Source organism: Marinobacter halodurans (assembly GCF_004327985.1).
GTDB lineage: Bacteria > Pseudomonadota > Gammaproteobacteria > Pseudomonadales > Oleiphilaceae > Marinobacter_A > Marinobacter_A halodurans.
On the sequence record NZ_SJDL01000014.1, the window covers coordinates 1 to 13,902 of the forward strand.

10 protein-coding genes are annotated in these 13,902 nt (G+C 60.4%); 3 read left to right on the top strand and 7 right to left on the bottom strand.

Annotation, left to right across the window (positions count from 1 at the left end; all coding sequences use genetic code 11):
• Positions 1-174: 174 nt before the first annotated feature.
• From EZI54_RS10505 to EZI54_RS10525, 5 genes are all read right to left on the bottom strand, one after another.
• Positions 175-2,238 (bottom strand): type IV pilus secretin PilQ, encoded by a 2,064-nt coding sequence (locus tag EZI54_RS10505; RefSeq protein WP_242674419.1) that lies wholly within the window; start codon positions 2,236-2,238, stop codon positions 175-177.
• Positions 2,239-2,303: 65 nt separating this feature from the next.
• Positions 2,304-2,852 (bottom strand): pilus assembly protein PilP, encoded by a 549-nt coding sequence (locus tag EZI54_RS10510; RefSeq protein ID WP_131481753.1) that lies wholly within the window; start codon positions 2,850-2,852, stop codon positions 2,304-2,306.
• 2 nt (positions 2,853-2,854) lie between these two features.
• Positions 2,855-3,469, bottom strand: a complete 615-nt coding sequence (locus tag EZI54_RS10515; RefSeq protein ID WP_131481755.1) for a type IV pilus inner membrane component PilO — start codon at positions 3,467-3,469, stop codon at positions 2,855-2,857.
• On the bottom strand, positions 3,466-4,035 hold the full coding sequence (locus tag EZI54_RS10520; RefSeq protein ID WP_131481757.1) for a PilN domain-containing protein: 570 nt from the start codon (positions 4,033-4,035) through the stop codon (positions 3,466-3,468). The genes EZI54_RS10515 and EZI54_RS10520 overlap by 4 nt, the downstream gene beginning before the upstream one ends.
• Positions 4,035-5,102, bottom strand: a complete 1,068-nt coding sequence (locus tag EZI54_RS10525; protein ID WP_131481759.1) for a pilus assembly protein PilM — start codon at positions 5,100-5,102, stop codon at positions 4,035-4,037. The genes EZI54_RS10520 and EZI54_RS10525 overlap by 1 nt, the downstream gene beginning before the upstream one ends.
• 185 nt (positions 5,103-5,287) lie before the next feature.
• On the opposite strand from EZI54_RS10525, the gene EZI54_RS10530 reads away from it, so the two are divergent.
• The gene (locus tag EZI54_RS10530) at positions 5,288-7,741 is read left to right on the top strand and encodes a penicillin-binding protein 1A (protein WP_131481761.1); all 2,454 of its coding nucleotides are present in this window, start codon (positions 5,288-5,290) and stop codon (positions 7,739-7,741) included.
• 77 nt (positions 7,742-7,818) lie between these two features.
• Here the strand turns inward: EZI54_RS10530 and EZI54_RS10535 are convergent, their stop codons facing one another.
• Together EZI54_RS10535 and rpmE are read right to left on the bottom strand one after the other, a co-directional pair.
• Positions 7,819-9,084: a malic enzyme-like NAD(P)-binding protein gene (locus EZI54_RS10535; RefSeq protein WP_131481763.1), complete on the bottom strand. Its 1,266-nt coding sequence runs from the start codon at positions 9,082-9,084 to the stop codon at positions 7,819-7,821.
• A 318-nt stretch (positions 9,085-9,402) separates the two neighbouring features.
• Positions 9,403-9,621 carry a 50S ribosomal protein L31 gene (rpmE, locus tag EZI54_RS10540; protein ID WP_131481765.1) on the bottom strand — a complete coding sequence of 73 codons (219 nt, stop codon included), beginning with the start codon at positions 9,619-9,621 and terminating at the stop codon, positions 9,403-9,405.
• A 194-nt stretch (positions 9,622-9,815) separates the two neighbouring features.
• Between rpmE and EZI54_RS10545 the strand changes: the two genes are divergently transcribed.
• Together EZI54_RS10545 and argS are read left to right on the top strand one after the other, a co-directional pair.
• On the top strand, positions 9,816-11,990 hold the full coding sequence (locus tag EZI54_RS10545; RefSeq protein WP_131481767.1) for a primosomal protein N': 2,175 nt from the start codon (positions 9,816-9,818) through the stop codon (positions 11,988-11,990).
• Positions 11,991-12,179: 189 nt separating this feature from the next.
• Positions 12,180-13,865, top strand: coding sequence for an arginine--tRNA ligase (gene argS / locus EZI54_RS10550; protein ID WP_131481769.1), 1,686 nt, complete (start codon positions 12,180-12,182; stop codon positions 13,863-13,865).
• The last annotated feature ends 37 nt before the right edge of the window (positions 13,866-13,902 follow it).

Consider the following 13,902-nt stretch of genomic DNA (forward strand, 5'->3'; position numbering starts at 1 on the left):
TTGCCGTTCGGCTAGTGGTTCCCCTTACCGGGCCCACAGGGGACTTGCACCCCCAAGTCATCCGGCCAGCACCACCTGTACCAGAACAGCGCCCGTCAAGGCGCTACGCGCCATGCCTGGCGCACCACAAAAAAGCCGCCTCGATGGAGGCGGCTTCCGGATCCGGGATGGCAATCAGTCGATCAGGTCGCCTTTCAGGATCTTCGGTGTGATGAACACCAGCAGCTCGCTACGCTCGTCAACCACCGACTTGTTCCGGAACAGCGCGCCCAGGTATGGGATGTCGCCAAGGAACGGTGTCTTGGTGATCGTGGTGGACTTCTCGGACTGGAAGATACCGCCGAGAACCACCGTTTCACCGTTACGAACCAGCACCTGGGTGGTGACCTCATTGGTATCGATACTCGGTATACCATTGGTCACTTGCCCCCGGGAATCCTGGTTCACTGCCAGATCCATGATGATCTTGTCGTCCGGCGTAATCTGCGGAGTGACTTCCAGGGACAGGGCCGCTTCCTTGAAGGAGACAGAGGTTGCACCACTGGATGACGCTTCCTGGTAGGGGATTTCTTCACCCGACTTGATCTTGGCCGTCTGGCGGTCTGCGGTGACCACCTTCGGTTGGGCCACGATTTCCGCCTGACCATCGCTAGCATAGGCGGACAGTTCCAGATCCACCAGGAAATCCGTGCCGATGTAGCCGAAGGCAATAGAAGACGCGTTTGACTGAGTGGCACCCAGGTCAACGTTCAGGCTGTTTGACGGCAGCGTCAGGCTACCACTGGTCGGCGTGCTGCCCACACCGCTCTGGGTACCGCCGATCACGAAGTTATCGTCACCGGGATTTCCGCGGCCTTCAACGCCCCACTTTACACCCAGCTCTTGAGCCAGATCCGTCGAGGCCCGAACGATGCGCGCTTCGATCAGCACCTGACGTACGGGCACGTCCCAGGTGGAAACCAGTCGACGAATCTGCTCGAGTTTGTCGGCCGTCTCGCGCACGCTGATGGTGTTGGTACGAGCGTCCGAGGAGACAAAGCCGCGATCGGAAATCAGCTCTTCGTCAGCCTTGATCAGGGCCACGATGTCGGCCGCCTTGGCGTAATTGACCTGGATGATATCCAGGCGCACCGGGGCCAGCTCGGCAATCTGCTTGGACGTTTCCAGTTCCAGACGCTCACGGGCTGCAATCTCATCCGCCGGCGCCACCAGCAGGACGTTGCCGATCTGACGCTTGTCCAGACCTTTGGTTTTCAGGATCAGGTCCAATGCCTGGTCCCAGGGAACATTCTGCAGCCGCAGCGTGATGCTGCCGCTGACCGTATCACTGGCCACCAGGTTCAGGCCGGTGAAGTCGGCGATCAGCTGCAGGACGGAGCGAACCTCAATGTCCTGGAAGTTGAGGGACAGCTTCTCACCGGTATACGGGAATTTCTCCTCGCGACGGTTCTCGGCCTCTTCGTCGGACAGCGGCTCGACACTGACCGTAAACTCATTGCCTGCCTGGTAAGCCAGGTAGTCATAGTTGCCTTTCGGTCGAATTTCGACAACCGCATCGTCGCCCTGCATGAACGTGTCCACACGGGTGACCGGCGTTGCAAAATCCGTCACGTCCAGACGACGACGGAGCGATTCGGGCACTTGGGTACCGTCCATCACCAGGCGAATGCGGCCACCGGTTTCAGACAGGTCCACAGAAGTCTTCGGGTTGGTCAGGCTCACTACGATCTGACCCTCGCCATCGGCACCTCGATGGAAATCGACGTTGGAAACCGCATCCTGGGATGACGATGCCGACGAGGAGGAAACGGCCGACTGGACCGGCGTGCTGGAAGTCATCTGGGTTGTCGCCTGCCCTTCGTCGCCACCGATCTTCATGGTGATGGTATTGCCCGCCACATTGGTGGTGTAAGGCACCAGGTCCACCAGGTTGAAGATCAGGCGCGTTCGGTCCTTGGTATCGACCACCGTCATGCTCTGGGCATTACCGCTACCCAGTGAGACGCTGCGACTCTGCAGGGCACTGTCCACTCCCTTGAGGTCCACCGCAATGCGGGCCGGGCGCTCGATCGTATAGCCGGTCGGCTGCGGCGGCGTTCCATCAAACTTGAGAACCACCTCAGTCCCGTCACCCGGGAGTGCCGTGAATTCGACATCATTCAGGCTGACGGCGTTCGCCAAGCCGGACATCATGCCGAGAGCAGCCATGCCGATTATCAATACAGTTTTTCTGAACATCGTTAGCCTCGACCCCAACCTATTTTGTACACACAGATTTCTTGAATTATTCATGTCGCCGCTCCTTAGCCCTCACTCAGTTCAAGGGTACGCGGCCGTTTGACCCAACCACCGCTGCCATTGGGCACAATTTCTATCAACTCGATACGGGTCTCGTTCACACCGACCACCCGGCCGTAGTTCTCACCCATATAGTTGCCTTTATGGACGCGATGAATGCCTCCGGTGTTGTCTTTCACCAGCGCATAGAGATCACCGCTGCCATCAGCCCGTCTGAGCGTGCCGACCATGGTCAGGTTGGTCAGTTGGAAGTTCTCGAGAACCTCCTTGGGACGATCGAAGTCGGGCTTGATATCGCTCTGCGGTTTCTCATCCACCATCGTGAGCTGCACTTCCACCGGCACCTCGAAGGGTGACCGACGATCGGCGGCCGAGTAGGTGAACGCTTCATAGGCCTTGAATTCCGGCAACGGCTCGACGTGCCCACGCGGCTTTGCCCGCGCTTCCGCCATGAACTGGTCCAGATCGGAAAAACCGTTGCCCTGGGAACAGGCCGTTAACAAAGACGCCAAACAGACCGTTGTCCAGGCTTTACAGGCATGCTTGCTCATCATGCTTACTCCCCAGCCCGGTAACGGTAGGTCCGAGCCTGAACCTGCATTTCAAGCACCTGGCTGTCGGCCCCACCCGTTGGTTTAATGGTAAAGTCGTGCAAGGTCACGATCCGTGGCAACCCGGCAATACTGCTCACAAAGGACGCCAGTTCGTGATAGGTGCCGCGCACCTTGAGGTTGATCGGCAGCTCGATGTAGAAATCCTTCTTCTGCTCCGGCTGCAACTTGATCTCATCAAGCTCGAGACCGTTACCCACGGCGGTGTTGGTGATGTCTTCCAGCAGGCCGGGCACTTCGGTATCGCTGGGCAACTGCTTGACCAGGGCACCGAACGTTTCTTCCATTTCCGCCATCTGCTTCTTGAAGACCGCCAGGTTGGCCACCTTATAGGCTTTTTGCTCGTATTGGTCCTTGAGCTCCACCTCTTTCTTTTCGACCTGGCTGAGCCGGCTGTATTCGTCCTTGACGAAGAACCAGTAACCACCACCCAGGACGAGACCAAAGACCAGCAGCATCACGATGACCTTGACCGGCATCGGCCAGATGCCGGCGTTGTTCAGATCGAGGTCGTTGACGTCGAATTCATTCAGGCTTTTCAGAGAGTCCGCGAGGCTCATTTCTTCTTGCCCTCCTCTTCGGGCTCCGGCGTTTTCTGGTTCACCGACAGGTTGAACTGGCTGTAGCCGGCACGGCGGCTGTCAGCAGACGACACGTTGGTCAGGTTGGGATTGGTAAACCACTCGGAATCCTCGAACTGGCGCATCAGACTAGAAATCCGGTTGTTGGACTCGGCCATACCCGTAATCTGCAGCGTGTCGCCGGTTTTCTTGAGGTCGGTGTAGAAAAGCCCGTCAGGCAGGGTTTTGACCAGCTCATCGAAGACCCGGACGATCACAGGACGTTTGCCCTGAAGATCCTGGATCACCTTCATGCGGGCAATCAGCTCGTCGCGCTTGCGGCGCAGGTCCTCGATTTCCTTGATCTGGGAATCCAGGGACTTCATCGCGTTCTGGATGTAGGCGTTGCGGGACTCCTGGTAGGAGATCTGGTCATCGACATGACTCTTCCACAGGAACCCGAGGCCCGCTGCAACAATCACTGCGCCAACGATCATGACCACGAACTGCTGCTGCTTCTCCGCCCGCAGTTCCTCGCGCCAGGGTCTGAGGTTAATCTTCGCCATCAGTCAAAACTCCTCATCGCCAGACCACAGGCAATCATCAGCGACGGCGCATCGTTGCTCAGTGCAGACGCATTGACCCGGGAGCCTACCGCCATGTCTGCAAACGGGTTGGCCACAAGGGTCGCCGTTCCCGTTTTTTCCTCGACCATTTCGGTCAGCCCCGCAATGGATGCGGTCCCCCCGGCAAGCACCACATAATCGACAGCGTTGTACTGGCTGGCGCCGAAGAAGAACTGCAGTGCACGAGCCACCTGCTGCACGACGGCCTCCCGGAACGGGGTCAGCACTTCAATCTCATAGTCGTCCGGCAGGCCGCCCTGTTTCTTGGCCAGGCCGGCTTCCTCCAGGGACAGTCCGTAACGGCGCTGGATTTCCTCGGTCAACTGCTTGCCGCCAAAGATCTGCTCCCTTGTGTAGACCGTCTTGCCATCGGCCAGCACGCTCAGGGTCGTCATGGTGGCGCCGACATCGACGATCGCGACCACGAGTTCCTCACCCTGGGAATCGAGCTGCGGCTCGATCAGGGTGTAGGCCCGTTCGAGCGCGTACGCCTCAACGTCGACAACCTTGGCGGAAAGACCGGCAATGGAAAGGGCGTCCTCCCGGATGTCGACATTCTCCTTCCGGCAGGCAGCCAGCAGGACGTCGACCTGATCGGGATTGGTTTCCGAAGGCCCCTGGACCTCGAAGTCGATGGCGACTTCGTCCAGCGGATAGGGAATGTACTGATCGGCTTCCAGCGCGATCTGGTCTTCCATCTCAAATTCGTTGAGGCCGGCGTTCATCTGGATCAGCTTGGTGATTACCGCCGACCCGGACACCGCCACCGCCGTTTGCTTTACGCTGGCGCGAGCCTTGCTCACCACCTTGCGCAATGCGTCACCGACGGCCTCTACATCCGTGATATTTTTCTCGACAACAGCGTTGGCGGGCAGCGGCTCTACCGCATAGCTCTCAACCCTGTAGCGCTCGCCACTCTGCCTGGAGAGTTCCAGAAGCTTGACCGAGCTTGAACTGATGTCGATACCCAGCACAGCACTGGACTTTTTACCGAACAATCCGAACACGCGCTCACCCTATACCTGGTTTAATGCACCCGGTTACGACTTTTTTATTTAAGAGAATTTGTTTTGCTTTACGTCTACAATGCGATTTCTTCGTCGAAGAAAGGCATAGTGAACTTTGAGGATGCCTTATCCTTCTAAAGCAATTTCTCAGATGATAGACCTATATCCAACAGTTGTCAGAAAAAATGTCCCGAATGATTCGCTTTACTCGCATTAGTACATGGCTGCTTTTCTTCGGCCTTTCGATCGGCGCCATGCTGCTTTCAAGTTTCTATCTTTACCTGCGCCCGGGATTGCCATCGGTCGATCAGCTTGTCGACATCCGGCTCCAGACGCCGCTTCGGGTCTATTCCAGCGACAAGAGATTAATAGCAGAATTCGGTGAAAAGAGAAGGGCTCCCATCACAATCGAACAGATCCCCAACCTTCAGTTACATGCCTTCCTGGCCGCTGAAGATTCGCGATTCTACGAGCACAATGGGGTCGACATCAAAGGCCTGGTGCGGGCTGCAGTCGAACTGGTCACCACCGGTTCCATCCGCTCCGGGGGCAGTACCATCACTATGCAGGTTGCAAAAAATTACTTTTTGACACGCGAACGTACCTTTATCCGGAAGTTCAACGAGATACTGCTTGCCTTTCAGATAGAGCGTGAACTTCCCAAGAATAAGATACTGGAACTGTACTTAAACAAGATATATCTGGGCAATCGGGCCTACGGTATCCAGGCCGCGTCACAGGTCTATTACGGCAAACCGGTGAATGAACTGGAACTGGCTCAGATGGCAATGCTGGCCGGTTTACCCAAAGCGCCCTCCGCCTACAACCCCCTGGCCGATCCGCAACGAGCCCTGTCCCGCCGCAACTGGATCCTGCAGCGCATGCGCGAGCTGGGCTACATCTCGGATGCCGCCTATGAACTCGCCTCACGCGCGCCCATTACCGCCAGCTATCACGGTGCCGAGCACGAACTCAAGGCCGACTACGTGGCGGAGATGGCGCGCTCGGAGATGGTCAGGCGCTACGGCGACGACGCCTATACAGACGGCTATAAGGTGTACCTGACGGTCGACAGCGAGAAACAGAAAGCAGCCAACGACGCACTGCAGGCCGGCCTCGAAGCCTACGACCATCGTCACGGCTTCCGCGGCCCGCTGGGCCACCTGGACGAAGACACGATGGCCACCGGCGAGTTCGACAAGGCACTGGGCAGCTACCCGACCTACCCCGGCCTGATACCTGTCGTTGTCACCAAGCTGAGCGGCGAATCAGCAACCGTCTACAGCCGACCGACCGGTGAGACCACGATGCCGTTCGACTCCATGAAGTGGGCGCGCGAGTACCGCGATGAAAACCGGCGTGGATCCGAGCCGACCAAACCGGCGGACGTCCTCAAGGTTGGGGACGTGGTCTACGCCCGCCCCCAATCCCCTGCCCCGACTTCATCAGAGGCTGACGGCGAGTTACCCGAGACGGTCGCCAAACCGTTCATGGCCCTGGCACAACTGCCCCAGGTCGAAGGAGCGCTGATTTCACTGGATGCAAAGACTGGCGGCATCGAGGCCCTGACCGGCGGCTACAGCTTTGAGGAATCGAAATACAACCGCGCCATCCAGGCGAGACGGCAGCCCGGCTCCAACTTCAAGCCGTTCCTGTACCTGTCCGCACTGGAAAAAGGAAAGACAGCGGCAACCATCATCAACGACGCACCGATCGTACTCGACGACGCCGACCAGGAATCCATCTGGCGACCGGAAAACTCCGGCAGTCGATTCGCCGGGCCAACCCGGCTGCGCAAGGCGCTCTACCAGTCACGCAACCTGGTATCGATTCGCCTGCTGCGCTCGATCGGCATCGACTACACCCTGGATTATCTCAAGCAGCTGAAAATCGACACCTCCGGCATGCCACACAACCTGACGCTGGCCCTGGGCAGTGGAACGCTGTCGCCAATGGAAGTGGCGCGCGGCTTCGCGGTCATCGCCAACGGCGGCTATGACGTCACCCCCTACCTGATAGACCGTATCGAGGACAGCCGCGGCAACATCCTCTATGCCGCCCCCAGCGTTATCCAGTGCGATGACAACTGCAACGACCTGGCGGCCAGCTCTCCCACTTCGGAGGCCGGCTTCCCCGCTATCCGCACGGCGCCCCGGCTGGCTGACAAACGCGCCGTCTACATCATGCACTCGATGTTGCGTGACGTGATCCGCAAGGGTACGGGACGCCGCGCGCTGGCACTCAACCGCGACGACGTCGGTGGCAAGACAGGGACCACCAACGACCAGCAGGACGCCTGGTTCTCCGGATTCAATCACCAAGTGGCCACCACCGCCTGGGTCGGCTTTGACACTCCCCGCCCAATGGGGCGCGGCGAATACGGGGCCGTAGCCGCCCTGCCCGTCTGGCTGGATTACATGAAGGTCGCGCTGAAGGGTGCACCGCCGTCTTACATGCCCCGCCCCAACGGCATTGTGACCGTGAAGATCGATCCCGAAACCGGCGAACGTGCCGCGCCCGGGAATCCGGACGCAATCTTTGAGCTGTTCCGGGAGGAAAATGTGCCGGCCCAACAATCCGCCGACACCATTCGCAACCAGGACAACGGCGATGCCGTCATGCCGCAGGAGCTGTTCTAGGAAGGGTTGGCTCACCAGCGGATTCGCGCCATAAAAAAACCGCCAAACGGCGGTTTTTTTATGGCTGGCCCAGAGGCTTAGCGGATATCGTCGATCGACTTCAGCGGATAGTGTGCCGGGTAGGCGTGACGCGCCACCCCGGAATCCACCGCAGCCCGGGCAACGGCAGCCGGCACGAACTCCAGCAGACGCACGTCCATCGGCTTGGGAATGATGTATTCCTTGCCGAACTCGAAGCTCTCGACACCGTAGGCTTCGCAGATTTCCCTCGGCACCGGCTCTTTTGCCAGGTCACGGATCGCGTGGACGGCAGCCACCTTCATCTCTTCATTGATGGCCGTTGCACGGACGTCCAGTGCACCGCGGAAAATGAAGGGGAAGCCCAGAACATTGTTGACCTGGTTCGGATAGTCCGAACGGCCGGTCGCCATGATCAGGTCATCACGGGTCGCCAGGGCGACTTCGGGACTGATCTCGGGGTCCGGGTTGGAGCAGGCAAACACGATGGGATTGGGAGCCATCTTCTTCAACTGCGCGGCCGAAAACAGATCCGGACCGGATACGCCCACGAACACGTCCGCACCATCGATGGCGTCATCCAGGGTGCGACAATCGGTTTCGGTGGCGAACATGGCCTTGTACTGGTTCAGGTCGTCACGACCGGCATGGATCACACCCTTGCGGTCAATCATGAAGATGTTCTCGGACTTGATACCGCAGCTGATCAGCAGCTTCATACAGGCGATAGCCGCCGCACCGGCACCCAGACAGACCACACGGGCCTCCTCCGGCTTCTTGCCCTGCAACTCCAGCGCGTTGAGCATGCCGGCGGCTGTTACGATAGCCGTACCGTGCTGATCATCGTGGAAAACAGGCACGTTGCACTGCTCTTTCAGTGCACGTTCAATCTCAAAGCACTCGGGCGCCTTGATGTCTTCCAGGTTGATGCCACCAAAGGTATCGGCAATCCGGGCCACCGTCTCGATGAACGCTTGCGGACTCTCGGAATTCACCTCGATATCAAAGACATCGATACCCGCAAAGCGCTTGAACAGTACGCCCTTGCCTTCCATGACCGGCTTGCTGGCCAGGGGGCCGAGGTTACCCAGACCGAGAATGGCGGAACCATCCGAAATGACGGCGACCAGGTTGCCCTTGGCGGTATACTTGTACGCGTTTTCAGGGTCTTTCGCGATCTCGCGGACCGGTTCGGCCACGCCCGGGCTGTAGGCCAGGGACAGATCGCGGGACGTCCGGGTCGGCTTGGTGATCTCAACGCTCAGCTTTCCCGGGCGGGGGTTGGCGTGATAATCGAGGGCCGCTGCTTTCAGATCTTGAGACATTGCCACTGTTCCGTTTGTCACGTTAATCGGGTGGAGCTTCGTTCTATTGGCCGAAGGTGGTCGCCCCGCTAAACGGACGACGCCGAAAACGCCCCGATATCAAGGTTCGCCCCCGGCCCCACTCTCACTTTATAGTTCTCCGCCACCGCTGACGGGAGCGCGCCATTATGGCTTGACTACCCAGCTCAAACAAGGGCGGCTGCGCAAATACTGACCAGCCCATCCGAGGAAAATCCAGCCAGCCTCCAGAGGCAAAAAAGGCGCCAAATGGCGCCTTTTTTGCTGGATCCGCCAACATCGGCGGACAGGATCTGCGGATTAGCTGCCCTTCTTGATGCGGCCGCCAAAACGCTTCTGGAACCGGTCGATACGACCCGCGGTGTCCATCACCTTCTGCTTGCCCGTGAAGAACGGGTGGCACTGGGAGCATACGTCCAGCTGCATGTCGCGGGCGATGGTGGAACGGGTCTTGATGACGTTACCGCAGCTGCAGGTTGCGGTAATCTCTTCGTACTTCGGGTGGATGCCTTCTTTCATGGGAAAACCCTCTCTGCTTATGCCGCCACCTGATCTCCTGCCAGGCACCGCATGGGGTAAAATGGACTTGGCGGTCAAAGGGCCGCCAAAATCAGACCGCGAATCATATCAGAATTCCCTTGATTCGCAATAGATGAGCCTGTAGCAGTGTTCCCTTATACTGCGCCCCTGTTTTCCCCGATGATGGAGACCCTGTGACCCAGACGGCACGCATTGCGCTGTCACGCCCCCTGCGCCGACTGTTCGACTACCGGGTTCCCGACGGCATGCACATTCAGCCAGGCCAGCGTGTGCGCATCCCGTTCGGCCGCCAGTCGCTGGTCGGCCTTGTCGTCGACACCGGCGTCGAGCCGCCGGCGGGCATCCGGCTCAGACCCATCAGCGCGGTTCTCGAAGACTGGCCTGCGCTGCCCGATGAGACCCGAACGCTGCTGCAATGGGCTGCGGCCTACTACCAGCATCCGCTGGGCGAGTGCCTGTTTATGGGCCTGCCTCCGGCCCTGCGCCGCGGACGTCCCGCCGAACAACCCACTGAAACGCATTGGGCCGTCACCCCAGGCGCCGATGCCGCCACCCTTCCCACCCAGGCGAAGCGCCAACTTGCCCTACTTGAGTGGCTATCGGACCAGGATCGGCCGGTCCCACAGAAAGACATCCTCGCTGCCGGTTTCGCGCGCGCGCAACTGAAAGCTCTCGCTGAGCGCCAGCTCATCCGGGAGACCGAAGCGCCGGACCGTGTCGGCACGGCACCTGCCGATATCGACACCTTGCCGGAGCTGACGCCAGCCCAGCGCCAGGCATTCGAGCAGCTTCCCGATCCGGGCGAAGGCTTCACCGCCACCCTGCTTTATGGCATTACCGGCAGCGGCAAGACCGAACTCTACCTTCATTATATAAAGCAGGCTCTGGCCGACGATCAGCAGGCCCTGGTGCTGGTCCCGGAAATCAACCTCACGCCGCAGACCGTACGCCGCTTTACCCGGTATTTTGGCGAACGTATCGCCGTGTGGCACTCCGCCCTGAACGACGGCGAGCGCCTGCAGACCTGGCTAAGAATCCGGCACGGCGAGCCGGTCATCGTCATCGGCACCCGCTCGGCCGTCACCCTGCCCTTTGCCCGGTTAGGCACCGTGATCGTCGACGAGGAACACGACACCTCGTTCAAGCAGGGCGAAGGCTTTCGTTACTCCGGCCGTGATCTGGCCGTCTACCGGGCCCACCTGAACCAGTGCCCGGTGATCCTGGGCTCGGCCACGCCGTCCATCGAATCCTGGCAGAACGCAACCTCCGGCAAGTACCGGCTCGTCAAGCTGGAGGAGCGCGCCGGCAAGGCCCGCCCACCGGCCATGCGCCTGCTGGACATCCGCAGCCGGCCACTGGAAGGTGGATTATCGCCACGGGCCCTGCAAGCCGTGCGCGAGCGGATCGAACGCCGCGAACAGGTGCTGGTCTTCGTCAATCGCCGGGGCTTTGCGCCGGTCATGATGTGCTTCGACTGCGGCCACACCAGTGAGTGTCCCCGCTGCGATTCGCGGCTCACCTATCATCGCCGCGACCGGGCCCTGCGATGCCATCACTGCGACTTCCAGATGGCCGTACCGCTCACCTGCCCGAACTGCGACAGCGAGGCCTATAAGCCCATCGGCCAGGGAACCGAACGAACGGAAGACGTGCTCCAGTCCACCTTCCCCGACACCCCGGTGATTCGCGTCGACCGGGACAGCACCCGCAATCGCGGCAGTATCGATCGCATCCTGGAGCGGGTAAATACCGGGGAACCCTGCATCCTGGTGGGCACCCAGATGCTGGCCAAGGGGCATGATTTTCCCAACGTCTCGCTGGTGGTGGTGGTCAACGCCGACGGTGGCCTGTTCAGCGTCGACTTCCGTGCACCGGAACAGCTGGTGCAGACACTGCTGCAGGTTAGCGGCCGGGCCGGGCGCGGCGTGATTCCCGGCACCGTCCTGATCCAGACCTGTCACAGTGAGCACCCACTTCTCAACCAGCTCTGCAACGGCAACTATCCGGCACTCGCCGATCACATCCTGGCCGAGCGCGAAGCACTCAGCCTGCCGCCTTACCGGGCCATGGCCCTGCTGCGGGCGGAAGCGGCCACGATGGAAGAAAGCCTGGCACTGCTCGATGCCGCCAAGGCACAGATCCGCGATGCCCGCATCGAAACCTGGGGCCCGTTACCGGCGGTCATCGCCCGCCGCGCCGACCGCCACCGGGCACAACTGGTCTTCCTCTGCGACCGGCGCGGCCCATTGCAGGCGACATTGGCGAACCTGTGCCATTTCCTCGAAAATGAAAAGAAGCCGGCCACACTGAAGTGGCAGGTGGATATCGATCCACTGGAAACCGGATAGTGGTCCGCCACATTGAGAAAGGGCGGGCTTTCCGCGATAATACGCGATCCTCGAGAGGGCTCAATCCGGGGCCTCCGATGAGTTCCTGACCCGCCTTTGGCCGAGCGAACGCGCCGAAGACACTCCGGAACTGATCAGAGGCCCTCACAGCCCATTCAATGCTCCGACCCGACAGAGTCATCTGCCAGCATGAAAGACACGGTAACCCAGCTACTTGAAGCCGCCATTGCGGCGCTCCAGGCCGACGGCGTTTTGCCGGCCGACCAGACGTTCACACCGAATGTCGATAACACCCGCGACAAGGCGCACGGTGATTTCGCCACGAACATCGCCCTGGCCACCGCCAAGGCTGCTGGCAAACCACCGCGACAGCTGGCCGAGGCCCTGATCGACAAACTGCCGGCCAGCAAGGCCGTGCAGAAAGTCGAGATCGCCGGCCCGGGTTTTATCAACTTTTTCATGAGCGATGCCAGCAGCTTCGACATCGTGCGCACGATCATCGAATCGGGCGAAAACTACGGCCGTAACGATAACGGCCAGGGCGAATCGGTGCAGATCGAGTTTGTCTCAGCCAACCCGACCGGGCCGCTCCATGTCGGTCACGGCCGGGGCGCAGCCATCGGCGACTGCCTGGCGCGCCTGCTGCAAGCCAACGGCTACAAGGTATCCCGCGAGTTCTACTACAACGACGCCGGCGCCCAGATCGACAACCTGGCGCTCTCGGTCCAGGCCCGTGCACAGGGCAAGACCCCGGACGACGAAGGCTGGCCTGCCGACGGCTACCGCGGCGACTACATCATCGATGTGGCCAAGGCCTACCTCGCCGGCGAAACCGTAACGGCCGACGACCGGGAAGTCACCGCCAAGGCCGATGCCGGCGACCTGGACGCGATCAAGGCCTTCGCCGTGGCCTACCTGCGCCGCGAACAGGATCTCGACCTCAAGGCCTTCGGCGTCGAGTTCGACGTCTATTTCCTGGAGTCGTCCCTCTATAGCGGTGGCAAGGTGGAAGAAACGGTCCGCATGCTGACGGACAACGGCTACACCTACGAGAAGGAAGGCGCCACCTGGCTGCGCACCACCGAATTCGGTGACGACAAGGACCGGGTGATGCGCAAGACCGATGGCGGCTACACCTACTTCCTGCCGGACGTCGCCTATCACTTGGACAAGTGGCGCCGCGGTTACACCACCGTGATCAACGAGCAGGGCGCCGACCATCACTCCACGGTGACCCGGGTACGCGCCGGCCTCCAGGCCCTGAAAACCGGTATCCCGCAGGGCTGGCCGGAGTATGTCCTGCACCAGATGGTGCTGGTGACCCGTTCCGGCGAGGAAGTCAAACTGTCCAAGCGGGCCGGCAGCTACGTCACCCTGCGCGACCTGATCGATGAAGTCGGCCGCGACGCCACCCGTTTCTTCCTGGCGGCTCGCCGGGTCGATTCCCAGTTGACCTTCGATATCGACCTGGCCCGCTCCCAGACCAATGAAAACCCGGTCTATTATATCCAGTATGCCCATGCCCGGATCTGCAGCGTACTGCGCAAGCTCGGCGCCGAGGGTGTCCAGGTGGATCGCCAGGCACTGGCCGAACGACTGGATGGCCTTGCCCTGGAAGAAGAGCGCGACCTGGCCAACCGCCTGGCCCAGTATCCGGAACTGATCGCCAATGCGGCCGCCCAGCGCGAACCGCACCACGTCACCCATTACCTGCGTGACCTGGCCGGACAGTTCCACACGTACTACAACGCTCACAAGGTCCTGGTGGAAGACGAGAGTATCCGCGATGCGCGTGTCGCCCTGTGCCTGGCGGTACAGCAGGTGCTGGTCAACGGCCTGTCGCTGATCGGCGTCGGCGCACCGGAAGAGATGTAACCCACAGGACAGCAGTCCAGCGCGAGGCCCATCACCG